Source organism: Marinimicrobium sp. C6131 (assembly GCF_026153455.1).
Lineage (GTDB): Bacteria > Pseudomonadota > Gammaproteobacteria > Pseudomonadales > Cellvibrionaceae > Marinimicrobium.
Window position 1 is genome coordinate 2,112,984 of the sequence record NZ_CP110629.1, and the last position, 26,053, is coordinate 2,139,036.

Genomic DNA, 26,053 nt, shown 5'->3' on the forward strand with positions numbered 1-26,053 from the left:
GACCCCGGCACGAATGCCGGGGTCTGCGCTACGGAACGCGTCCGGTTGATCAGGGCGTATACACCGTTCCGCTGGTCATATGCACGTGGTCGAAGCTGACGAAACCACAACCACCGGGCTCGTTGTCATAGATCTCGACTTTGACGTCGTCGCCCGCGTAGGCGCTCAGATCAATCTCGACCCAGTCGTCATCACCATCAATATGAGACGGGCCACAGCTGTTGGAAATGTGGTTTTCCAGCTCGCTGTCATCGGTCGCAGACAACACCCGCAGGCCGACCGGCGCGGTGCCATTACCACCCTTCATCATAAAGGCCAGAATGGGCTTGTCGGCCGACACGGTAAAGGTCGGTGACGTCAACGTACCGGTCGGAGCATCGCAGCCGGAGGCGTTGTTATTCAGCTCACAGGTGCTGACCGCACCCACGCCGATGTGCGCCGCCACGTCTACTTCATCGCGGGTCGTTCCCTGCCAGGCCTGACCATCCGCCGGGTTGGCAAAGTCGCCCGTCGCCACCCAGCCTGCGGCCAGTTCGGCTTCGGCATCGTCAAAGCGGCCGATAACCGTTTCATTGGAGTCTGCGTAGGGCAGCGAGCTGTTAAAGCCAATCGACTGCATCTGGGTATCATCCAGGATGATGGCACCCGCGTTGATCATATCCGCCGGCAATACCCCATCGGTCGACGCCGGATCACGATCGGTCTGATAGAGATGGTCAAAGCTGACAAAGCCGCAACCGCCCGACTCTTCGTCGTACAGCTGATAGTAAACCTTGGCGCCGTGGATCATAGACTGGTCAATAAACGTCCAGTCGTCATTGCCATCAATGTGCGAGGGACCACAGGTAGCGGGCGAGTAATTGATCAACTCGTTACCGATGGAATCCAGAACCCGCAAGCCCACCGGGACTTCACCATTACCACCGGCCATCAGGAAGTACAGATAGGGATCGATGATAGTAGTCAGAGGTGACGTCAGAGCGCCCACCGGAGCATCGCAACCGGCCGCGTTATCGTTCAGCTCGCAGGTGCTGACCGCCTGAATACCGACTCGTGCCGAGGCATCCACGACCGTGGTCCCCGCCCAGGCGGTCTCGCTCGCGGGGCTCGCGAAGTCACCACTGGCGGTCCAGCCGGCGTCCAGCATGGCCTGAGGCTCATCAAAATTCGCCACAACGGCACCTTCTTCAAAAGCATCCGCGGCTACGTCGACGTTGTAACTCTTGAACTCGGCCGGAATGTCCGCCACGCCGCCCACATCGGGAATCACTTCAACGCCATCGTCATCCTCAAAGGACAGTGCGCTGGTCTGGTAGGCGTGATCGATGCTGATGAAGCCACACGCTTCCGTCGAATTGTCCACGATTTCCAGCCGCACGTTCTGGCCCTGAATGGCACTGACATCCATGTGATACCAGTCGTCATCGCCATTCATGTAAGTGGGGTCACAGGTCTCCGGCGTGAAGCTGGCCAACACCTCATTGGTGCCAGCGCGCAGCAGGTTGATACTGACCTCCTGGTTGTCGGCCGAACCACCCGCCGCCAGGAAGCGGATGTAATCACTGTTGATTGCGAAGGCCGCGGAGGTGATGGTCCCGGTCTGCGCTTCGCAGGCCGTGTCACCGGTGGCGCAGCTGGAGAAACCACGATCACCAATGCGTGCCGCGTTCAGGTTGGCAGAATTGCCTTGCCAAGCGTCGGCACTCGCGGGGGCTTCAAAGTCGCCCGTGGCGGACCAGCCTTCACCGTTATCTTCCACACTGGTGGTCATTTTCACGGCGTTGTCGAACCGGCTGATCACATTGGCGGAGGCATCTTCCGGCAATGTCACATTGAACGGCTCCAGCGGAACCTCGGCCACATCAGCGACCGCACCGATCGCCATGCCACTCTGGTAAAAGTGGTCGAAACTGATAAAGCCGCAGCCACCCTCTTCGTTATCAAACAGGTACAACTGGACCTCTTCACCGCGCAGTGCACTGATATCAAAATGGAACCAGTCATCGTTATCGGTAATGGTGGCTCTACCGCAGGAATTGGGCTGGAAAGCGGCCAACACGGTATCGGTGCCGGCGAGACGGACTTCGGCACCCACGGCGGTGGCCCCGCCGGTCATCAGAAAGTTGAGGTAATCAGAGGTGACGGTGAACGGCGGTGTCAGGATGGAGCCAACATTGGAGTCACAGTCATTGCCGCCGATTTCACAAGTGCTTACCGCCGCGCTTCCCACTCGGGCCGCGCCTTCGATGGAGCTGGTCACGCCGGTCCAGTCGTCCACATCGGCAAATACACCGGTCAGCGTCCAGCCACTGCCGGACGCCTGAATGGCGTCGATATCTTCGAAATCAGCAACGATATTCGCTTGAACAAACAGGTCGGGATCGTCGTTACTGACGTTGACCAGTTCTTCATTGTAGGTGTCATCACCCGGTTCTTCGGGCTGCTCGGGCTCTTCCGGCTCACCGATCACCACATCCAGGTTCTTGCCTGGCAGGGTATCGGGCACATCGGAATCCGAACTGCCGCACGCCGCCAATACCAGACAACTGACGGCCAACGGGACCAACCCCATTCGCTCACTAAACTTATTCATATTATTTATCCTCTATTATGGTCGCTGTTCTCAAAGACCCTCGCCCCGGACACGCCGCGATAGCCGCATCCATCAACAGGCCTTTCGACTAACTTACATCACTATTAATTAAATATCAATTAGTTGCTGTATTTACAGGATATAATTTTTTTAACCTATAAATCATGGACTTATGAAATACAATTTCTTCGGTTTATTTTTTACATACTGTTATTTAAATTTATTGAACATCAGCAAGGCGATAGAAATGACCACAATGTCGCCACTGCCCCAGCCCACGGGAGCCGCCGAGCCCACCCTCCGGAAAGAAAGTGGCGCCGCAGTGGCAGCGAGCCTGGTCGGATTACGACTCTGAGAGCCCACTCCGGCCTACTACGTCGCTGGCTGGATCTGTATAATCCCGGCTTGTTTTTTCACTCTCAGGCTGGATATCAATTCATGGGCTTTAACTGCGGCATCGTTGGCTTGCCCAACGTCGGTAAATCCACTCTTTTCAACGCACTGACCAAGGCGGGCATTGGCGCCGAGAACTTTCCGTTCTGCACCATCGAGCCCAACGCGGGGGTGGTCATGGTGCCCGACCCGCGCCAGGAGAAGCTCGCCGAGATCGTCAAGCCGGAAAAAGTGGTCCCCACCACCATGGAGTTCGTGGACATCGCCGGCCTGGTGGCGGGCGCCTCCAAGGGCGAGGGCCTTGGAAACAAATTTCTCGCCAATATCCGGGAAACCGACGCCATCGCCCACGTGGTGCGCTGCTTTGAGGACGACAACGTCATTCATGTCGCCAACAGCGTGGATCCGGCGGCCGATATTGACGTGATCAATACCGAACTCGCTCTGGCAGACCTGGAAACGGTGGATAAGGCGTTACAGCGTTACACCAAGGCCGCCAAGGGGCAGGACAAGCACGCCATCGCCATGAAGGCACTGCTGGAGAAAGTCCAGCCTCACCTGGACGAGGCCAGGCCCCTGCGCTCCTTCGGCCTGTCGGACGACGAGCTGACCCAGTTACGCGAGCTGAACCTGCTGACCGTCAAGCCGACCATGTACATTGCCAACGTCTCCGAGGACGGCTTCGAGAACAACCCGCTGCTGGACAAGGTCCGCGCCATCGCCGAGGAAGAGAAGGCTGTGGTGGTCCCCATCTGCAACAAACTGGAAGCGGAGATTGCCGAGTTGGAAGACGACGAAAAGGCGGAGTTCCTGGAGGAAATGGGCATGGACGAACCGGGCCTGGACCGCGTGATCCGCGCCGGCTACGAGCTCCTGGGCCTCCACACCTACTTTACCGCCGGGGTGAAGGAGGTGCGCGCCTGGACCATCCCCGTTGGCGCCAGCGCCCCCCAGGCGGCAGGCAAGATCCACACGGACTTCGAGAAGGGCTTTATCCGGGCGGAAGTGGTCGCCTACGACGACTTTGTGGCCTACAAAGGGGAACAGGGAGCCAAAGACGCCGGGAAATGGCGCCTCGAAGGTAAGGACTACATCGTCAAAGACGGCGATGTGGTGCACTTCCGCTTCAATGTATAAAACCCTCGAATCAGGGTTGACTTTAGGGGTGCAGACAGGGAAAATACGCGCCCTCACCAAGTGGCTAGGTAGCTCAGCTGGTTAGAGCACAGCACTCATAATGCTGGGGTCGGCGGTTCAAGTCCGCCCCTAGCTACCACTTTTGAGAAAGCCCGCGCTTTGCGCGGGCTTTTTTATGGGTAATTCACCCGGCCCCACCTTGACTTTCCTTTCCCTCGGACACATGTTTGTAACTGTAAGGGTACGATTGAGTCGGCCCCGGGGAACTCGCGACCCGACCCGATAGTCCCTTTTATGGCTGCCTCATCGCCAGGCGGGAGGCCAGCGTTCCTAACAGGATAGGTATTGGAGTCACTATGAATATACAGTTGTCCGGTCACCACGTGGATATCACCGACGGCATCCGCGAGGCCGTTGATAGCCGCTTCAAGAAGATCCAGAACCACTACCCCGACCTTGGAGACCTCTCCATGGCCCTGACCGTCGAACGGCATGCCCAGGCCGTCGAGGTTACCACCCAATTCAAAGGCGCCCAGGTGGCCGTACACGCCGAATCCCAGGACCTTTATGCCGCCATTGCCGATTCTGCCAAGAAGCTGGATGCCGCGCTGGCCAAGCGTAAGGGCACCACTCAATCCCACCGGCACGAGAAGCCGGAGCTTGTTCCCGAAGCGGATGTCGACAACGGCAGCTAGCCATTCTATCGTCAATCAAGCCAGTGCTCTTGACCGAGTCCCGTCAAGCTTGGCGGGAAGGCGCGGACGTCCACGCCTCACTGGCCAACCTCCGGCGGGAGGCGTAGCGCTCTAAATGGCCTGGAAATGCTCCCCCTATAACGCAACGAAACGTATCGCTGTTCCCCCTCCCGGCGCCAACTCGATATCCAGACGATCCGTTGAGCGGACTGTCATCGTGCGGATATTGTAGTCTTCCGGATTGTCTCGCCAGTGCGCGTTTTTCCCATCCTCGTAAATTTCGGCCCTATACGTCGTCCCGACATCCAGGAAGTCCAACGCCACAGTTAACGAACGGGCGTTTTCATCCGTAATCGCACCAAGGTACCAGTCATCACTCTGCCTGTCCTTTCTGGCGATGGTGACATAATCGCCAATAACACCATTAATCCCTCGGGTGTGCTCCCAGTCGGTGGCGACATCCTCGACAAACTGAAAAGCGGGGTGGCCCTCATAGTTTTCCGGAAGGTCCGGAACCATCTGAAGGGGGCTATAGATAACGACATACAACGCCAACTGTTTGGCCAGCGTGGTCGGAACGCGGTTATGAGGGCGATGCTCACGGTAGTCGAAGTTGAAAATTCCGGCATTGTAATCAAACGGGCCGGCCTGGAGCCGGGTAAAGGGGACAATAGTCGTATGGTCGGGGAGATTACCCGTATCCGGGCTGCCACCATTATATTCCATACCCCTTGCCCCCTCACGGGTCATCATATTCGGGTAGGTTCTGCGCAAGCCGGTATCTTTGATCGGTTCATGGGCATTGATGGTGATGCGGTGCCGGGCTGCGGTTTCCGCGACATTCTGAAAGTGTCGGACCATATACTGGCCATGGTGCCATTGATTGCCATCCAACCGGGTACCCACATAGCCGGTTTTGACGTTTTTGACTCCCAGGCGCTCATAAAACCTAAAGGCCTCTTCCATCTGAGCTTCGTAGTGCTGGATACCCGCGGCCGTTTCATGATGACCCACCAAGCGGACGCCCTTGCGCTTGCCATAGTTTACGACCTCGTTGATATCAAAGCCCTCGACCGCCCGGGTAAAGTCAAAGGTCGGAGCGCGTTGCCACCATTCACCCTCCCAACCGGTGTTCCAGCCCTCGACCAAAACGCCGTCTATTCCGTGTTCGGCGGCAAAATCAATGTAGTCTTTCGCCCGCTCGGTCGTCGCCCCCTGCTTATCCCCGGGACTCCAGTCTTTGAGACCGATATGCATCTCCCACCAGATCCCCATGTATTTTCCCGGTTCTACCCAACTGACATCACCCAACTTATTGGGTTCGTTGAGGTTCAGTATCAGGTTGGAGCTGAACAGGTCCGAAGGTTGCTCCGCGATCTGCAGAGTTCTCCATGGAGTTTTCAGCGGCGTTTGAGCAACGACACGGACGCCGTTCGCCCAAGGAACCAGATCGGATACCAGGGTTTTGCTATTGTCAGACTCCATGCGCAGCGTCATGGAGGCGTAGTCCACCAGCGCCGCTTCATGGACCACGATCGTTATTTCGTCTCCCTGCAGTGTTAGCGGTGTATGGACGACGTCCAGAGAACTCAGAGCTGACCGGGCGTATTGATACTCGTACCGCTGGTCCCGGTAGGCGGGAATCCACCAGGCGTGATAGTTCTCAGCGAAGACAAACTCCGTTCTTTCGTCAATAATTTCGAACTGGGTTAACCCGGGTTGATCGGGGATTTCGTACCGAAATCCGACTCCATCGTCATAAACCCGGAAAACCACCGCCATCTCTCGTTCGGGGTCCGCCGTTTCGCGAACCTTATAGCGCAGCTCGGTAAAATGATCGGCGATGTGCTTCCTTTCTCCCCACGGCAGGGTCCAGGCGGTGTCTACTTCACGAACGCTGGTTTCGACATGGGTGAACGGACCCATCAGAGCGGGTTCGTCTTTGAAGACAAATCCCAGGGACGACGGCATGATCACCGGCCGATCTCTGTAGCTGATACGATACTGCAGCCTGCCTTCCGTTAAACGTACCTCTGCTGCAATGTTGCCGTTCGGCGACGTGCTGAGCGTCCAGGAGGATGACTGTTCGCCATTGTCCGCGAGTGTGTTCAGGGAAACAATCAGGGCAAGCAGTGCCCACAGTCTAGGGTTGTATGTATTCATAGTGATGATCTCATTAACGCAGGTAACTCACTGACAACCGCATTTCTCCAACCTTATCGTTGCCAGTTGAGAGCCATTGAACCAAGTGGGGCAGGCTTATTGAACACCCGTATTTATTGGATTTATCCGCATCAAACTGAAGCTTGAGAGCAGAATTCTGTCATCCGGAAAGATAGCTCTTGAGAAACGCCTCGTGCGACTTCAACTGGCGCAGCGGCTGACACTTCGCCTTCCGAAGCTTTGCCATGGTCTCCAAAAACTCATCCTTGCTCATCTTGTCCGCCAGAGGATGATATGACTGAACACCGACTCCCTGCCCCATCATCACCTGCAGCCAGGATGAGTCACGAAAAATATCAAGCGCATCCTGTTGAATGACGCCTGTCTCCCGGTAGAGCCGCATCTTATCCCTGAGCCGATCGGGGATATTCAGGTTCCGCATATCGACCCAAAAACGGCTGTCGTTTCGTTCGTTTAGAAAATAGTGAAGTACAATAAAATCTCTGACGGTCTCATATTCTTCCTTCGACTCACGGTTGAAGTTGTCCACCAGAATCGGCGAAATTTCCTCATGGGGAAACAGCTTGAACAAGCGAACCACCGCCGACTGGATAAGATGGATACTGGTAGACTCAAGAGGCTCGAGAAAACCGCTTGACAGGCCAACCGCAATAACATTCTTTGCCCACTGCTGAGAAAGCCGGCCTGTCTGAAATTTTATGACCCTTGGGTCGGTAATACATTTACCGGGCAGGTTCTGCATAAGATTATGAGACGCTTCGTCATCGGAAATGTAGTGGTCGCTGTACACCATCCCATTTCCCACCCGCTCAGCAAGCGGTATTTGCCACTGCCAGCCAGCGGAATGCGCAATGCTTCTCGTATAGGGAACCAGATCCCCTTCTCGCTCCGTCTGCACGGCAACCGCACTGTTCGCCGGCAATAAATCCGACCAGTCTTCATAGGAAACACCCAATGCCTTCTGGATCAGCAACCCCCGGATTCCTGTGCAATCAATAAAGAGGTCGCCTTTGACAACCTTGCCACTTTCCAGGTGAAGAGCTTCAATATAACCCGAATCCGGATCTCTGGAGACATGATTGATAACGCCCTCGGTCCGAATCACGCCCGCCTTCTCAGAAACTTTCCTGAGATACTGTCCGTAGAGATTGGAGTCAAAGTGATACGCATAGGGAACCTCATAGACCGGGTTCTGTGTTGGCAGCTTATTGAAACCATTCCTTTCACAAAACAGGTAGTTCAGATCGTAGTCCCATAAACTGTGGTCATCACCGAGCGATCTGGCGCGCTCCCAGAAATGATTAAAGCTGCAAAACCCCATCTGCGCCCCCGGGGCACCAAATGTATGGAAGTAGCTTTCGCCCTGTACGCGCCAGTTCTCAAACTTGATGGCCAGTTTTATTGAACTGTTGGTCTCGCGCATAAATTCGCGCTCATCCAACCCCAGAACATTATTGAAGTTTCTGATCGGCGGAATGGTGGCCTCACCCACCCCGATTATCCCAATCTGTTCTGATTCCACCAACTCGACAGAAACCGACGACGGCAGCAACCTGACTGCCATCGCCGCTGTCATCCAGCCAGCCGTCCCTCCACCAGCGATAACCAATTTCCGGATTGCCATTTAGCCTGCCTTTAGCCGCCAAGCGGCTTGAGTTAACGCACCCTTTCCGATGTCCGGGCCTCTCACAGAAAAGCCCACCGAGGTGGGCTTGGAATCAAAAACTCACTATTGAGCATTTATCGATAATCAATAGAGCGAGTAATTGAGGTTCAACATGTAAACGGGACCAAAGTCACGTGACAGGTTCACGATGCCGTTCTCATCTACGGATTCATCCCCCTGATCCGTCAGGTTGGTACCCTGTAGAGACACTCTCAGCCCGTCCAGGGCAGACACTCCGGAACCGGCGAAGTCATAGCTGATTTGAGCATCAACAATGGAAACCGCATTACGAGTCACGGTTTCAATCTTGTTGGATCCACCACGCTGATAGGTTTCATAGTCTCCACGTTTGGTCCCCGCTACCCGGAACTCAAACCCTCCCACTTCATAGAATACCGTAAGAGAGTATGACTCATCCGACTGCCCCGTAATGGATGCACCATTATCAAAACCACCATCCAGGATCGTTGCGGAACCGGCGATACCAAACCCTTCCAGTGCTGGGCTCAGCTCACGGAGTGGTACGTTTGCGGTAAACTCGAAACCATCAAGGCTGCCCTCAAGGCCGTCCTCATAGGACGCGAAATCCCCCAAAGCCTCTCCTTCGTGGAATGGAATGATTTCAGAACCCTGGGGATAGAATCGGCCGTTGATTGTCTGCCCCCCCGGGGTGGTCACCGTGCGATCATGGAATCCCGGGATGTAGTAATTGGCTCCGTCATTGGTTACATCATTTGAAAAATCTATCGTTTGCCCGCTATTGTCCGTCCAATTTACAAGATCCTTGTAAAAATAGGTCAACGCAAAATAGCCATCATCCGAGAAGTACCTTTCATACGAAAGGTCAAAGTTGTTTGACTCCAGGGGTCTCAGCTCGGGGTTACCTTGCGACTTCGACCAGGGCGATCCGGTATCGATGCCGTTCACCATGTATTCCTCGATGAGGTCGATATTCTGGTCAAACTTGACGAAACCGGATGCTTTCATAAAATCGATTCGTGACCGACTTATGGTTTTGGACGCGGCCAAACGAAGGATATCTGAGTGCGTAACCGCCAGGTTGAAATTCAAACTCGGCAGTACATTCGTGTAACTGGCACCACCCTGGACTTCACAGGCGGAATCCACAACTGGGTCATAGGGAGTGGATCCGTCAGCCAGGCACGTCGTCAGGGTCTCATCAACGATGCCGATATACCCCGACGAGCTCTGGTCGGTGTCGATAACCTGTACACCGACGTTGCCATAGGCCTCCATTCCGGCAAGATCAGTTTCAAAGTCCGCCTTGACGAAGAGAGTGGTTACCTCCTCCTCAACGATGAAGGTATCCCCCAGACGGTCAGGCTCGAGATAGTCCGCAGGCGTCAGGAAATAGGTTCCATCGCGATATGGCGTAAAACCATCATAGGCAATCACTTCTCCCAACCCCGCCCATGTCAGATCTGCCAGTCCGTAGCGGTACGATTCGGGAACAACATCATCCACCGGCCCACTACCGTCGCCAAACGGGTAGGTATCGGCGGTCGCAAAGTCACCATGGTTATCTTTGCGCTTCATCCTGTCGCTATACGCGATACCCGCAGTGATCTGGCTGAAAATGCTCCAGTCAACATCCCCATCCAACTGGAACTTGAACGTATCCAGCTCTTCGGCAAAGTCGGCGTGATTCCAGAACCCATCCTGGGCATCCAGAAAGGTGTAGGGATTTCCGTCCGCGCGCAGCACGTTGGAATCAAAGGTATCGGCCACCGCGGCCATACCACCACCCCACTGCTGGGGGCCTGTCAGCTTGATTGCATCCCAGTCACTGAAGTCCATTCCGGAAATACTCGTGAAAGTGACCCCATCGGGAGACATCTGGAATTCCCGAGAACCCAGATCATCAGACGTCAACGAGCCACTGCGGCCCAAACCGGAGTATGATTCAGCGCGTTCATACAACTTCTCTGATTCGGAATGGGCAATATCAACCGTTGCCGACCAGTTGTCTGTCAGGGCGAAAGTGGCGTTCACGCCGTAGGTATCCAATTCACCCACGATATTCTCCGGATCGGTACGGAGCACGGGGTTGGCACCGATCTGTGTACCGGACACATTGAGTCCACTACCTGACAGGGACGAGGGGTCGGCGGAAAAGGGTTCAATGAAACCCCGTATGATGCCGGCATCCTCAAAGTCAATGCTGAGATAGTCGACAACAATATCCAGACTTTCATTGGGCGAGAACTGGACAATAGTCGAGATGGTTTCCCGGGCCAGCTCTTTGGAAATGGCCTGCGTATCTAGACCGGAAGGCAGGAAATTGCCGTCGCCGTCATCGTTATATCCCCAGACACCATACTTTCGCTGGTTGGTGGGCGATTCCGTATCTGCGTAAGTAAAAGCCACACCGAGGGTATCATCGGCAAACTGATCGACAATCGACATTGCATAACGATGCCCCTGATCATCAAACTCAGGGTTGTCGGACTCACGACCGGTTTGTTCCAGGGTGTAGTTGAGAGTGAACGTTTCGTCCGCGTCCAGAGGGCGAACGGTCTGTAAGTCGACGGTACCCCCAATACCCTGGGTGATGAGTTCCGCGTCGGCAGACTTATAGACAACCGCTCCAGTCATTATCTCAGAGGGATAGAGGTCATATTCCACCCCCCTGTTATCGCCAATACCAATGAGCTCACGACCATTGAGTGTCGTGCCGGTGAAGTCCTCTTTGAAACCCCGCACGGAAATACCGGAGGTTCTACCACCGGATCGCTCACCGGCCAGGCCGGGCAGCCGGGCAAGGGACTCAGCAATGGAAGAGTCAGGTAATTTACCGATATCTTCCGCGGAAAGCGCCTCTACAACAGAGCTACTTTCCATCTTGACGGCCTGAGCCTGCATCAGTGCTGCGCGAATACCGGTGACTACCACTTCCTCCATCGGTTGCGCCTGCGCGGTGTCATCCTGAGCATAGGCTCCACTTGCTGCGGACGTTGCCGCGACAGTCAGAGCCAACAAGGACTTTTTAAACTGAGGTGTGTTCTTCATCTAAAGACTCTCCATTAAGGACTTATTTATTATCGTCTCGCCCGCCGAACAACCAGGCAGACAGTAAGGGCAACACTCTGGAGGTGACCGATTAATCCTCCAGATTGGTTAAGTATTACCCTATTGCGAAATCTACCTAACCTTGAGCTTTACATCAACACATTTAATTAATAAACAATGAAGTCCTCTTTACAAGACAAATTATTATATAAAACTATATATGACATAAGCGAGTAAAACAGACCTAAAAGAACGAATAATATGCCATAAATAAATTATAAAGTACCGAGACTGCGGCTCAACAAAAGCAGAACCAATCACTTATCTTATAGTGAAAAGCACCATTTATTATAATTTATTTACTGTGGTTTAAATAAATAACCAACACCGAGAGCGCACAACCCGACTCCATTTCCGTGAGAAGCCAAAGCCAATCGCCAAGGAGTCTTCTAACCGTCAGAGCAATAGGTCGCAATAAATGCCTGATGCTCAGGCAATTGATCTGCCGCCGCCGTAACGGCGGCACGTAATTTTGCCAGCCAGGCGGCACCATCCACCGTTCTGAACGCCAATAGCGGATCCACACGTTTTGGCCAGTGGTTCTGACCGATATGAACCGCCAGCCAACTATCTGGACCGAAAAGGTCAGCCCCGTCCGCTATCAGCCGGCCGTACGCGCCAAAATGGTAAAGCTTGTTTTTCAGTGGCATCGGCACCGACATATCTCGACACTCTCGCCACAATGGAGCATCGTCCCGCTCTGTGAGTTTATAGTGCAGAATCAGAAAGTCTCTTATTCGCTCGAATTCATTGATGGTGATGCGGTTGTACTCGTCGATCAGCGCGGAGTCAAAATCCCGGTCCGGGAAGAAACCGAGCAACCGGGATATCGCCGCCTGCACAAGATGTAGACTGGTGGACTCCAGCGGCTCCATAAAGCCGCTGGAAAGGCCAACCGCAACGACATTTTTTTCCCAGAATTTTTCCCGCCGTCCAGTGGTGAACCGCAGCGCTTTGGGCTCTGCCAGCGGTTTGCCATCGAGATGTGCCACCAACGTTGCCGCAGCCTCATCGTCGCTGATATGGCGACTGCAATATACATAGCCGTTACCGGTCCGATGCTGCAGTGGGATACGCCATTGCCAACCGGCCGCGTGTGCCGTTGAGCGCGTATAGGGCGTCAGCTCACCCGGAGCACTCGGGACGGTTACCGCTCGATCGCAGGGCAACCAACCGCTCCAATCCCGGTACCCGACCTTCATCGCCTCACCAATCAGCAAGGCCCTAAATCCCGAGCAATCGATAAACAGGTCACCTTCAATTCGCTCGCCACTGGCCATTTGCACCGACTCCACAAAGCCACTATCAGAATTCAAGTGCACATCGGTAACGGTGCCTTCACGGCGCTCTACGCCTTTGGCTTCAGAGTATTCACGCAAAAGAGCCGCGTAGAGACCAGCATCGAAATGGTAGGCGTAATCATAAGTGGAGAGCACATTGCGGGGATCTTGCACCGGAGGTGCGAATCGATTGCGGCAGGCCGCAGCCCAGGCCATGCTGTGTTCGTGCAGCATGCTGGTCTCCCCATTCTCACGCGCCTTGAGCCAATGGTGGTGCAGCGAGACGGTATCAAAATTCCGACCGTGGGGACCGAAAGGATGGAAGTAGCTGTGCCCCTGACGCGCCCAGTCGACGAACTGAATGCCCAGCTTGAAGGTACCTTTCGTGCGCCGCAGAAACTCCCGCTCATCCAATCCGAGGACCCGATTGAACAGCCTTATTGGAGGAATCGTGGCTTCTCCCACCCCGACCGTACCAATCGCATCGGATTCCACCAGAGTGATGGCACACTGCCCTTGCGTCGCATTGGCGAGTGCAGCGGCCGACATCCACCCGGCACTTCCACCCCCCACAACCACAATCCGGCGAAGTCGACGATCATCGTTATTCATTCACTTTCATCCTGTCATCTCCGGCAGCTTCACCGCCGCGAGGCGGCGGATGCCACCGCCGGCGGGGTCTGCACATCAAACGCGACCACCAGGCGCTCACCATCATCAAAGGGCACAGTGGAATGCCACAGGGTTGAGGGAAACAGCACCAGCCGAGCGGCCTTGGGTTCAACTTTCTTATAGGCCTCGAGATCAAGTTCAAGCTCCGGCGGTGGAGTGCCGAACTGAAGCCAGCCCGCCGGCGGCCTCCCCATCTGCTCAACCTCAGGCAGAGAAATATAGAGCGCAGAGCTGATCCAGCCTACCGGATGGGTATGACTGACATTATAACCCTGGGAGTTAAGACGCACCGACCAACTGCCGGAAAAGTGAACCCGCCCCCGCAACACTTCCTGTCGGCTCACTCCCAGCAAGGGATGACCGGCCACTGGCTCCGGTAAACGGCTGACGTAGGTTTGCACCGCCGCTTGAATACGCGCTCTCAAATCTCGCAGTATGGGTTCGTGACGCAGGAACAGATTCTGGTCGGTTTGCGTGCCCCCACGGACCGACTGCTCTGCATAGGGCGAGCGGGCGGTGTGCAGCTGCCGCAAGAGCAGGGTGAGCTGAGCGAGTTCATCCCCGCTCAGCTCCAGCTCAAACGTTTGCGCACGCCGGGCTCCCTCGTCCAGCCACTCGGCGCGAGGATCCTTACGCAGTCGCCAGATCAGAGACAGATAAGGCCAGATGACCGGCGCGGAGCGCGTATTCATATGGCGCAGCGCCGCCTGTTCTGCACGCTCCGGGTCACCCCGGCGCAGACTGTACCGGATCAGCGCCATATCACGCACCAAGTCGTTGATCGAGGCGGTCTGTTCAAACAGTGTGGCCGCGCGCTCGTCATCACCCGACTCACTTGCAACAAACAGCTCGGCAAGGGTCAGTTGGGGATACCCTTCAAACCGCTTTGCGGCCGCCTCAAGCACACGACGGGATCCGGTCCAGTCGCGAACCTGGGCAAGACTCCGGAACCACTCCAGCCACAAGGACAGATTATCGGGTTGCCGAGCACAGGCATCCTTGAAGGTATCGGTAAAGTGTCTGGTATCACCACCGGTGTAGCACAGACTGGCGAGACTCTTGTGGCCAACCAACCAGCCGGGTTGCTGTTTCAGAGCGTCCTGCAGCAAGCCAATGGCTTTGTCCCGCTGCCGCTCCGCGGCCAGCGCCGATGTATAGCCCCGCAGCACATTCAGGTCATGAGGCGCCAACTGCAACACACGCTCAAAAAACGCCGTTGAGGGAAGGCCAGCCAGAAACCGGCTTTGAGCCAACGCCATCGCCGTATCAGCATTATTCCCATCCAATGCACAGGCCCGGGCGAAAGCATCGGCGGCCTCCGGTTCCCACTGCTCCTGGTGCAGCGCATACCCCAACTGAGTCCAGATCGCTACGCTATCGGGATATTGCCCGGAAGCAGTCCGCAGTCGTTCAACCGCAAGGTCCGCGCGCCCTTCATTCATGTCCTGCTGTGCATTTTGCAACACTTTATCGGTGGACACCACGTCACTCCGCCAGCACTGTCATCCACAGAAAAACAGGGCCGTGCATCTTGCCACCACCCCGTGTACATTCGAAAAAGCCCACCGCTCCTGAACGCCAGACTGAAACGATCAGGGGCAGCAGGCTTGGGGCCGTCCCGCCTTAGAGCAGGACTTTGATGGAGGCCCGGGCCGTACGACCCAGGGCAGCGTTGCCGCTCAGCACCGCTGGCGTAACCGAAGTATCGTTTACGCCTCCCGCCCCGCGAAGATCCAGCTCGTCCAGCAGATTATAGACCTGAAGTCCGAGCTCGAGGTTCTCTGTGGGGCTGTACTTGGCATTGGCCCCCCAAGTCGCGGAGCCGGGCCACTCCCGCTGACCCGCATCCAGAGTATCGGTCTGGCCGGTCACATTGAGTCCCACGCTAAACTGGTCGGTCAGCTCGTAACTGGAGTAAATGGTGTAAGTCAGATCCGGTATACCACTGGCACGACGGAAACTCTCATCCCCCACACCCAACTGCTCGGCATCGGTAAAGGTGGCGTTGGCAGTCACCGATAAACGGTCCCAGAAATAAGTACCCAAGAGTTCGAAACCCTGCGACTTGTACTCAGCATCGATGATGCAACCACCGACATCCCCGAAGCCCAGATCCCGACATACGGTCTGCGACAACTCAAAGGTGCTCTGCTTGAAATCACCTTTAAGTAGTGTCAACTCAATGGAATAGAGGCCATCAAACAGCTCTCCACGATTCTTGATACCCACTTCGTATTGATTGACGAAGTCGACATCCGCCACCCGTCCTGACTCATTGAGCGAACCGTCGGCATTGATTTTCCCACTGACGGTCTGACGATCCCCGTTGAAGCGCCCACCTTCGGAAGCACGCACAAACAGACTGGTATCGCTGGAGGCCTTCCACAAACCGCCCACCGTCCAGCTCTCATAGCTGGTGTCATAGTCCAGATTTTCCCGAGCGCCCTGCGCCTCCATAGTGGGAATCATCACGGTGACCTGATCGCCGTTGTAGTCGGTAGTTTGCACCGGGGTATCCTCGGTGACCAGGCCGGCAACCGTCCACCCAGAGGACTTCACATTTTCAAACCGGGTGCTGACATCAAAAATGAACAGGTCGTTCTCCCAGTCCAGCACGACATAAGGCGCTGTATTGGTGTAGGAAAGATCGTAATCCCGGGAACAGCAGTCCCCCCAGTTGTCGTTGAAGCCCGCAATTCCACGAGCGGTCAGCAGGTTACCTTCATCGTCATACAGATCCAGCATCGCCGGGTTATCGCCACTCACTTCGGTATAAGTCCGATTGATGTGCCAATCCATCGCGATATCCTGCTTCATATGGAAATAGCCGGCACGCACGGTCAGATCACCTTCGCCCAGCCAATACTCACCAATCAGCGTCAGATCATTCACAAAGCTGCCCACATCACGCATATTGGTGTGAACATTGGGGCCGTTGTCCAGATACTCTCTATTATACAACTGTCCGGCATTTGGGCCGTTAGCGTAACGGATCTCGCCGACCGTCGCGCCATTGACCATTGAACCGATCACGCTATCGGCACGAATCACGTTCTGAAATGGCGAGTAGAAGGTACCGCTCTGCTCGGTCCAACGCATTTTATTCTCTGCGCGAAGGTTGTCGGTAAATACGTATTGGAGCTCGTTACCGATAGCCGTGGTTTTCGTGGCGATGCCATTCATCGGAACGGTTTCCAGATCGCCCTCCCGGTTCACAATCTGATTCTGATTGTTGAGGATAGAATAGTTCGACTGGTCTCTGCCATCAAAACCGGGAAACGCCTTGATATTACTCACCTTGTCGCCATTTACACTGCCAAGGAACGGACTGCCGGTGTAGTTGGCTTCCTGGGTATCCGCGAATTTCCCCAAAAACCGGATATAGCCCTGGTTGTCGTCAAAGTACTTGGTGATATTGCCTTTGATCTGAACACTGTCACTGGCACCGTAAGGAATCTCCAGCGGCCCTTCACCTTGTCGAACAAAACCGCCGACGTGGTAGTTGACCGAGTCACTGGCGGGTCCACCGTAACGGAAGTCGATTCGGCTTTCATCAAAGCCCAAGCCGGTATTCGCCTGTATATAACCACCTTCCTCCTGACCATAGTTACTGATGTAGTTAATGATCGCCCCGGGAGCCTGGGAGGTGTAGGTTCCAGCCGTACCACCACGAATACCTTCGACCTTATCCACCGAGGCGTCAAAGCGGGTCCAGTAGTCATTGTTGCCAAACTGGATATCGCCAAACAGGACGGTGGGCAACCCATCTTCCTGAATCTGTACAAAAGGCGAGCCGCCGGTCGCGACCGGCAGCCCCCGTACGGCGATATTGGCGTTGCCGCCAGGCCCTGAGGTACCAGAGACCTGAATCCCCGGAATCATCCTCAGCACTTCCGACTCGGAGCTGGGCTGAAAATCCTGAATAGCGTCGGTATTCACGGCCGTCACCGCGACGGAACTTTCAATCTGAGATCGCCCGCCACCGGCCGCGGCCGTGACCAGAATCTCTTCAAGGGCAGGCTGTTGCTGAGCTTGAGCGCTGAAGGGAAAGGCCAAAGCCAACATTGACGAAGACGTCAGCGCCATTGTGATAGCTGAAGTCAGAGGGTTTTTCTTGATACCCGATTGTTTATCCACGTTACACCTCACATGTCTTGGTGATGAGGAGCCAACTATGAGTCAACCGCCAGGCCATGGCGGACATCTAGAGGAGGGTTGCGCCGACGGGAACACTACATACCCGAACAGAACAACGAGTGACTTACTCATAATAGCTCACACTTTTATTGTTTGCCCTACTGGCTGCAGCCCCAATTCGCAGGGCTCCAGATAGAAGGAGAGCTCGATTTTGAAAGCTGAACGACCGCTTCCGGTATTGACCTGAATTTTTCCCTAGCCTTTTACCGCTTCTTCCATGCACAGCAACTTACATAACTCCCCAACTAATTTCAACACATTTATTAAATAAGCAAAAATACAGGAAAAGTGTTATAAATCGCGTAACAATTTGATTTTAAATGGTTTTATTCACCCAATTATAAAAAAACGCACTGTTATATAAATAACTGTGATATTGACCCAGGTATCATCAAGCCGAGCCGGTGCCGGGACACACCCAAATAAAAAGGCGCGCCCCTCTCGGGGCGCGCCTGCACCAACATTGTGCCAATTTAGGGAGAGACATTCCCTGGGAGAGCTCCAGCACCCAACACGCTGGAGAGCGTCCTGCACCGCGGAGAGTCTGGTGCAGGACGTGTTCATAACACCCGGTTTCAGTAACCCGGGTTCTGTTGGTAAACACCACCACTGAGATTGATCTGCTGCTGCGGGATCGGCATGTACTCATGCTTGCCGGCCTTAAACTCCGCATCGGTCAGATACTCCTTGCGCGTCTGTTCGACTTCCAGGTACGCATCCAGTGTTTCTTTGGCCACGCCCCAACGAACCAGATCAAAGAACCGGTGCCCTTCCAGGCCCAACTCCAGACGACGCTCCCAGCGCAGGGCCCGACGAGCTTCATCCTGGTCAGCAAAGTCGCTGTAGGTGCCAATATTGTAGATACTGAAGTTGTTCCCCAGACGACCGGTACTGCCCGCCGCACGCTGGCGAATCCGGTTGATGATCGGCAGGGCTTCATCTTCGCGATTCAGCTCGATCAACGCTTCCGCTTTCCACAACAATACGTCGGCGTAACGAACCAGAATCGTATTTTTGGAGGTCACCGTAAAAGGACCGTTCTGCATACGGCACTCGCAGTCGGGATGTTCCAGCTCCTTCATGGAAATGAAGTTGCCGTAGGTGGCCGGGTTGCGCGCCCAGGCGTCTGCGTCTTCCACAATCAGGTCATCGTCGTATTTGAACGGTTTGCTTTCCATACCGACGGTGTGATCCAGACGGGGATCAACCATGTCAGACGATGCGTCGTAGTTGCTGTCGTTGAAGGAATCAAACAGCGGCAGACCATCGGCACCGGTTTTGAACGCGTTGACAAAGTTTTCCGTGGGCACATGGAAACCACAGCAACCGAAACCACCGGCCATCGGGGTATTCAGAGCCACACCCCAGGAGCCTCGACCATCGGGGCTGCCATCGTCACGTGAACGCTGGATTTCAAACACGGACTCACGGTTGTTCTCAAACTCCCACAGGAAGTTCTCCGCGTAATCATTCACCAGACCGTAATGGCCATTTTCCTCAATGTCGTCCACCAGGCTGACCACCTCTTCCAGCTTGTCGGCATCAATGCTGGTCACCTGATGATTCTCGTCCTGCACATAGGCCTGATAGAGCAGCGTCTTGGCCAGATAGGCCCGCGCGGCATCGCGATCAGCCCGACCGACTTGCGCCTGGTCCTGAGGCAAAGGCAGGTTTTCCACACCGAAGCGGAAATCGGCGGCAATTTTGTCCCACAGCTCCTGGGACGTCAGATCCACATTGCTCGCGGTCTCCACCTGCTCTGGGGTCATGGTTTCATCAATCCAGGGCACCCGGTTGTAGTGGATTTTAAGATCGAAGTAGAACACACCCCGGATAAAGCGAAGTTCCGCCTGCCGTGCGGCTTTGTTCGGATAAACACTTTCATCCACGTCATTCATGACCTGAAGCGCCGAGTTCACTCGGGAAATACCGGTGAAATCACGCACCCATTTTTTGTTGTTCAGGTCAATGAAGTCCGGGGGGAAGGACTCACCATCTGCCACCAGCGGCTCGTACAGCGACAGGGCATGATAGGCGAAAATGTCCGCCGCACCGTTACCACCCTTGTGGGCGTCGCCCGCACGCAGGTTGCCCGTCGGCCACAGGTACATCGGGGCCGTGTAGTGGTCGTTGCCCAGGTAGGAGTACGCTGAGGTCACCAACGCGTCCAGATTATCGACGGTTTTTACCTGTTCTTCACTCAAGGCCGACTTCGGCTCAACGTCCAGAGAGTCGCTGCCACACGCCGTAATGGCAAAGGCCATCACCGCGGACAGTGCTAACTTATAAGTCTTATTCATGATGTTAACCTCAATAGTTCAATATTTGAATTCGTTATAGGGTCCCGGCTTAGAAGGTGACATTCATACCCACATTGATGCTGCGCGGAATCGGGAAAGTGGCTCCCGGCGTCTCAGGATCCTGAGCCAGGGTACCGTCCGGCGTAATGGTCAGCAGGTTCTGCCCCTGGATATAGAAGCGACCCGTGCTGGCACCAATGGCTCCCCAGAAGCTGTCCGATGGGGTGTAGCCCACTGACAGGTCACGCAACTTGAGGTAGGACGCATCTTCCCAGAAGAAGGTGGAAGAGCGGGCCTCGTTGTTGTTGTCGACCAGAGTCAGTGCCGGCACGTTGCTGCCGGTGTTTTCCGGGCTCCAGGCTCCCAGCACGCGATCACCATAGTTGGAACCGGCGTTCAGCGAGGTGAAGTCGGTAAAGAAGCGCCAATGGTTGCGAATCTGCCCACCGTGAACGCCCTGCCAGAACATATTGAAGTCCCAGTTTTCATACCCGAGCTTGAAGTTCACACCATAGATCAGATCCGGATCGGAGGTCGTGAAGAACGTCTGATCAGCTTCGGTGATTTCGCCATCACCATTCAGGTCCGAGTAACGAATGCGACCTGGCGCAGCGCCGCCCTGAGTTGCATGAGCGTCCACTTCGTCCTGGCTCTGAAACAGACCGTCGGCAACATAGCCGTATACGGCGTTGATGGACTGCCCGAGAATTGTCTTGTCACGTCCGTCACCGGGGAAGGAGTTCACCACATCCGCGGGCAGCGAAATAACTTCGTTCTCGGCGCTTGAGACGTTGCCGCTGATCTCATAATTGAATACACCGACGCCATCAATCTCAAAGTCGTTGGCATAGTTCAGCACCAGTTCAAAACCGGAGTTCTCGATGGTACCGCCGTTAACGATCTGGGACGCCCCTTCACCCTGCGTGGCCAGAGGCTGGGTGCGGGTCAGAATGTCTTCGGTGGTTTTATCGAACCAGTCCAGTGAGCCCCAGAAGGAACCACCGAACATTTCAAAGTCGATACCCACGTTGGTCTGTACCGATGTCTCCCACTTCAGGTCCGGGTTGCCGATCTGTACCCGGGCGAAGCCCGAAGGCAGGTTGCCGGTATCCGCACCATTCAGGTCGTACGCAGTGCCCTCATCCTGCTGAGTGGTAAACAGGGAGGTCGTCGCGTAGCGACTTTCGTAGATGGTAGAGGTCGCCCGGGTATCAATTTCCTGGTTACCGTTTTCACCCCAGCTCGCACGCAACTTCAGCTCGTCGATAAAATCGACATCAAAGAAAGCTTCATCAGAGATAAACCAGCCAGCTGACACGGCGGGGAAGGTACCGTAGCGGTTATTTTCACCAAATCGGGAAGAACCATCGCGCCGTACCGTGACCGACGCCAGATATCGGCCCTCGAAATCGTAGTCAATCTGAGTGAAATAGGACTGCATATTCCAGGCGTCACCGGAGCCGCCCACTTCGGTTCCAGAGGTGCCCTGAGACAGGAACGCAAAGTCGCGACTATCCGAGGCGTAACCCTGGTTGCTACCGGAAAATCCTTCGGTTTCAAAATCAACCGTTTCCGCCCCTACCAGAACTTTCAGAAAGTGGCCACCATCAAAGCTCCAGCTCTGCTCAGCCGTATTGGTCCACACCAGTGTCTTGTTCCAGTTATGGTTGGTAATCAACTGATCTTCAAAGTTGAGATTGCCTGCCTGAAAGGCACGCGTGTAATCGCGATAATAGAACTGGCCGTAATCTACCCCCACATTGGACCGCAGGATCAGATCATCCAATGGACGGTATTCTACATAGGCGTTACCGACCACCCGGTTATAGGTGTTTTCATTGTCCTTGTTCATCTCGATCAGACGCACCGGATTGTCCCGGTCGGTTATGCCCGCAGCCGGACCACCCCAACCTAGGCCATCTTCCGTTCGGATCGGCACAATGGACTGCTGCTCAATGGACAGATTGAGAGCCCCTTCGGCCAAATCATTGACTTTATTGGACACTTGATTGGTAAAAGTAAAGTTTTCACCAATCGTCACATCGCCATCAAGAAAGTCCAGACTGGAGTTCACACGAAAGGCCAGACGCTCAAACTCAGACTCATCGACAACGCCCTGCGCATTGTAGTAACCAAATGACGCGTATACGTTTGACCTGTCAGTGGAGTTCCCCATGGAAATGTGCAGATCGCTCACTTTGGCAGTTCGGGTTACTGCATCAAACCAGTTGGTGTCAGCCGGTCGCATTGTCTGCGCCGAATCGAGATATTCGGGCAAACGAATCTCATTCAGCTGGGGATTGTTGAAATCCCCGTTCCAGTCATAGTTATACAAGGGGCTGGCATTGTTGGGATCAGAGCCATCATTGACTGCTGCCTGAAATACCGCGCGCGCCCGCTGCTGAGTGTTCAGCGGATTAAGATCATAGGAGTATTCCTGAAAAGACTGGTTGAGCTTGACTTGAACACCTTCCGCGTCAGAGCCCTTCTTGGTGGTAATCACGATGACCCCGTTAGCAGCCCGGGCACCGTAGACGCTGCCGGTTGCCGCGTCCCGCAGGACTTGGATGGAGGCAATATCGTTGGGGTTCAACTCATGCATGCCTTTGGTGGTTGGCACGCCATCAATCACGTATAGCGGGTCATTGAAACCAAGGCCGCCAATACCCTGACCCCGAATACGCACACGAGAGGATGGATTGGGATTCCCGTTTGAGCTGATCTGAACCCCCGGAAGGCGTCCCTGAAGGTTCTGCATGATATTACCCGAAGGTAAGTCCTGAACGTCGTCCAGGTTCACCGCATTTACGGCACCAAGCAGCTTCTTCTCCTCGGTCGTGCTGTAGCCGGTAACCACAACTTCCTCCAGCGGCTGCATCGCTGGATCACTGCCAGACTGCGCATAGGCCAGGCCCGGCGTTATCGCGCACGCGAGTGCGCTTAAGGTAAATAGTGACTTGTTCATAGAGTGCATCCTCTTACTTATTGTTGAAACACGGTCATCTCAATGACTCAGATTGAAAACGAGTTAGCGTTACTCGAATCGTTTTATCGAACTGACATTCAGGCCCGACTCGGAATAAAGGCCTATGTCGTACTGCTCCAGCTCGTAAAAGCGGAAGGTCAATGCACGGAAGTCATCTATGTAAACGACGCCATACTCCAGAACCGGATCCAGCAAAACCTCCAATTCTATGGGTTCACCTTCAGTCAGCGGAGCGCTGACGATCGGGTCGAGGGGGTTACCCCGGCTACCATCCAACGAGAACGACACTTCATTCGCACTGGCATCAAACGCTACGCGGGCCATTCTGCCAGTCCCTGCATCTCTGAATTCGACACCAAAAGGCGCATCCACTGGAAATTGGTCAATACTTAGCGTCATCCGAGTCAACTGGTTAACAGACTCAAACAGAACCGAACTATCGCCCGTAAGCACAGCATTTCCATCGTTCACCGTGGTCCCATCTGTCTGAGCTACGACGTTCAACGCCGCCTCGGAAGAAAGCTCTGTGCGTAGCGCATCAGGCAAAGCGACAGCCAACCCCTGAGCATCCGTTTTATACAATTGGTGTATTACCAGGTCGCCCCCCCAACGGAATCGGCCACTATCGACGGATCCCAATTTATGTGGCACCCAGCCGAATAGCAGCTTGTTACTCTCCGGGCCAGCGGATCGACCAGCGTAGTAACCACGACCGTCCAATGCATCAAATTCCGGGTACTCCCAGCCACCTGCACCGTCCGGTACCAGGTGTCGAACCTGCCGGGAGGCATCTCTCTGATCTGAATAGATCAAGTACTCATCACCGGACAATTGAAGTAAGTCAGGCACCTCGAGGTTAAGATCAGAGGATTCTTGGTACAGAGGCGCTTCTGCGGTCCATGTACTAAGGTCAGGGGAAGTATATAGAGCAATTGCAGCCTGACTGTTGTAACGGGAAGTCAGAAGCATCCAGTAGGCGTTGTCACTCTCATTCCAGAACACCCAAGGGTCACGGAAATCAAAGTCGCTGTAGCCCTCGCTTCCGGTAAAGGTTGCCTCAGCTTGTTTGGTCCAGCTGTCCGAGTCAGGGCTATCTGCCGTTGCCAGCATGACAGCTTCGACGGGTTGAATCGTCTGATTATGGCCGGTGTAGTACATGCGGTACTGCCCTGAGTCATCTTTGATGACACTTCCAGAACCAGTCCAGTTGTCCTGACTATCAGACTCACTCCCGGGTGAGAGGACTTCGTAAGCACTGGAAAAATTTACCAGATCGTCAGTTTGGGACAAATACCAGGGATGGCGTCCGTCATCATGAAGATAGTACAGATAGAATGTACCGTCCTCATAATAGGGATTGGGATCACCCACCTTCAGGCGACTGGCCAGAGGCCCTGGCAACGTATTGGTTACCACACTATCTTCCGCTGGTTCCACTGCCACCTTGTCAGCAGCCCGGAATTCGTCCGCAAGGATGTAGGGAAGAGCCTCATCAGAGCCATCATCCGGGTGCATATCAATAATTTCGATCACCCCTTTATGACCTTTCAGCGCCGAAACATCCCAGCTTACCCAGGCCAATGCATTTTCAACGTTGGCACCCGACGCGTGGCGAACGATTTCGCCCTCAACTCGTAGAACCACCGCAGTGGCGTTGGGTTCGTTATAGTGGTTGTCACCACCACCAACCAGAAAGTTGATGAAGTTACTACCAATGACGAATTCCGGGGAGCTCAACCGGCCCGTCGCATTCCAACCTAGGAAAAAGTTTTCCTCATCTTGGTCGAAGGCATTACCAAAGCTGGCGAACACACGCTCCCCCTGCTTACCGTCAAATGCTTCGGCCCACTCTCCGCCATCGAGATAGACAAAGTCCCCTGTCGCACCGAAGTTGTGCTCTTGGTACGTATCAAAACCTCCGCAGCAGAACTCAAAGCCAGCGATGTTCTGTTCAGAGCCGGACCGGGAAAACAGGCTGAAGCCTTCGGTTTCCGGAGATTCGGTAAATACCAGCTCGACCTCACCGCCTTCAGTTACTCCAGAGGGAGTTGTCTCGGCACTGGAGCTGGCCTCAAACCGATCTGCAAGGATCATGGGAAGAGATCCATCATCGCCTGCATCGTCATGTCCATCAATAATTTCTATGCGCGCCATCTGGCCGATGTAGTCCTGTACATCCCAGGTCACCACCGACATTGCCGCTTCTTGTCCGTTGCCCGTAGCATGACGAACAATATCTCCACCCACCTTCAGAACAATGGCCGTTGGACGATCGGAGTCGAAGGTATTGGTTCCACCACCCGCCAGGAAATTAATATAACGAGCCGGAACCTCGAATTCGGGAGACGTCAAGGAGCCCGTGAGCTCCCAACCTTTCCATTCCGCCGAGGTGTCGCCTTCATCGTCGAAGCCGTCTCCAAAGCTGGCAAACACCCGCTCTCCCTCGGCGCCATCTATATCGGCCGCCCATTGGCCGCCATCCAGCATCTGAACGACACCGGAAGCCGCAAAACCATGCGCCTCATAAGTGCCATAGCCACCGCAACAAAATTCAAAACCTGCGTGCTCAAACAATGGCGCAGGTGGGTAATTGTCCGTCGCAACGGACGATGAACTACTGGACTGGCTGGATTCGCTCGCAGAGGAACTGCTCGAGCTGGCGCTCACACCGGCTTCGACAACACTTTCCGGCGGACTGTCTGCGGGGCCGGTCTTGCATCCGACTAGCGACACCCCTGCAACCCAAAGAACGGCAGATACCCAATTACTGTATTTATAATTTGTCATTGCTTTTCCTCGTTGGGCTCCCTTTATGACACCCCCTAAATAGCTGGGAGTTATCGAGAGCTTGTTCGTTATA

General features: G+C 54.7%; 12 protein-coding genes and 1 tRNA gene. 3 read left to right on the forward strand and 10 right to left on the reverse strand.

The window, feature by feature from the left end:
* Positions 1–49: 49 nt before the first annotated feature.
* Positions 50–2,593 carry a hypothetical protein gene (locus tag OOT55_RS09145; RefSeq protein ID WP_265365579.1) on the reverse strand — a complete coding sequence of 848 codons (2,544 nt, stop codon included), beginning with the start codon at positions 2,591–2,593 and terminating at the stop codon, positions 50–52.
* Between the two features lie 438 nt (positions 2,594–3,031).
* On the opposite strand from OOT55_RS09145, the gene ychF reads away from it, so the two are divergent.
* The 3 genes from ychF (at position 3,032) to hpf (ending at position 4,818) form a co-directional block, all read left to right on the forward strand.
* Positions 3,032–4,123 (forward strand): redox-regulated ATPase YchF, encoded by a 1,092-nt coding sequence (gene ychF / locus OOT55_RS09150; protein ID WP_265365580.1) that lies wholly within the window; start codon positions 3,032–3,034, stop codon positions 4,121–4,123.
* 62 nt (positions 4,124–4,185) lie between these two features.
* Positions 4,186–4,262 (forward strand) — tRNA-Met (locus OOT55_RS09155).
* 217 nt (positions 4,263–4,479) lie between these two features.
* Positions 4,480–4,818, forward strand: a complete 339-nt coding sequence (hpf, locus tag OOT55_RS09160; protein ID WP_265365581.1) for a ribosome hibernation-promoting factor, HPF/YfiA family — start codon at positions 4,480–4,482, stop codon at positions 4,816–4,818.
* Positions 4,819–4,953: 135 nt separating this feature from the next.
* On the opposite strand, the gene OOT55_RS09165 is transcribed toward hpf, so the two are convergent.
* From OOT55_RS09165 to OOT55_RS09205, 9 genes are all read right to left on the reverse strand, one after another.
* The gene (locus OOT55_RS09165) at positions 4,954–6,981 is read right to left on the reverse strand and encodes a glycoside hydrolase family 97 protein (protein ID WP_265365582.1); all 2,028 of its coding nucleotides are present in this window, start codon (positions 6,979–6,981) and stop codon (positions 4,954–4,956) included.
* Positions 6,982–7,141: 160 nt separating this feature from the next.
* A complete protein-coding gene (locus OOT55_RS09170; protein ID WP_265365583.1) occupies positions 7,142–8,626 on the reverse strand; it encodes a tryptophan halogenase family protein in 1,485 nt (494 codons plus the stop codon).
* 126 nt (positions 8,627–8,752) lie between these two features.
* Complete coding sequence (locus OOT55_RS09175) at positions 8,753–11,698, reverse strand: TonB-dependent receptor (protein WP_265365584.1); 2,946 nt, start codon at positions 11,696–11,698, stop codon at positions 8,753–8,755.
* Positions 11,699–12,147: 449 nt separating this feature from the next.
* Positions 12,148–13,650 (reverse strand): tryptophan halogenase family protein, encoded by a 1,503-nt coding sequence (locus OOT55_RS09180; protein WP_265365585.1) that lies wholly within the window; start codon positions 13,648–13,650, stop codon positions 12,148–12,150.
* A gap of 29 nt (positions 13,651–13,679) precedes the next feature.
* Complete coding sequence (locus OOT55_RS09185; RefSeq protein WP_265365586.1) at positions 13,680–15,191, reverse strand: 2OG-Fe(II) oxygenase family protein; 1,512 nt, start codon at positions 15,189–15,191, stop codon at positions 13,680–13,682.
* A 142-nt stretch (positions 15,192–15,333) separates the two neighbouring features.
* Positions 15,334–17,847 carry a TonB-dependent receptor gene (locus tag OOT55_RS09190; RefSeq protein ID WP_265365587.1) on the reverse strand — a complete coding sequence of 838 codons (2,514 nt, stop codon included), beginning with the start codon at positions 17,845–17,847 and terminating at the stop codon, positions 15,334–15,336.
* A gap of 635 nt (positions 17,848–18,482) precedes the next feature.
* The gene (locus OOT55_RS09195) at positions 18,483–20,207 is read right to left on the reverse strand and encodes a RagB/SusD family nutrient uptake outer membrane protein (protein ID WP_265365588.1); all 1,725 of its coding nucleotides are present in this window, start codon (positions 20,205–20,207) and stop codon (positions 18,483–18,485) included.
* A 49-nt stretch (positions 20,208–20,256) separates the two neighbouring features.
* Positions 20,257–23,172: a SusC/RagA family TonB-linked outer membrane protein gene (locus tag OOT55_RS09200; protein ID WP_265365589.1), complete on the reverse strand. Its 2,916-nt coding sequence runs from the start codon at positions 23,170–23,172 to the stop codon at positions 20,257–20,259.
* A gap of 69 nt (positions 23,173–23,241) precedes the next feature.
* The gene (locus OOT55_RS09205) at positions 23,242–25,980 is read right to left on the reverse strand and encodes a glycoside hydrolase family 32 protein (RefSeq protein WP_265365590.1); all 2,739 of its coding nucleotides are present in this window, start codon (positions 25,978–25,980) and stop codon (positions 23,242–23,244) included.
* Between the last annotated feature and the right edge of the window lie 73 nt (positions 25,981–26,053).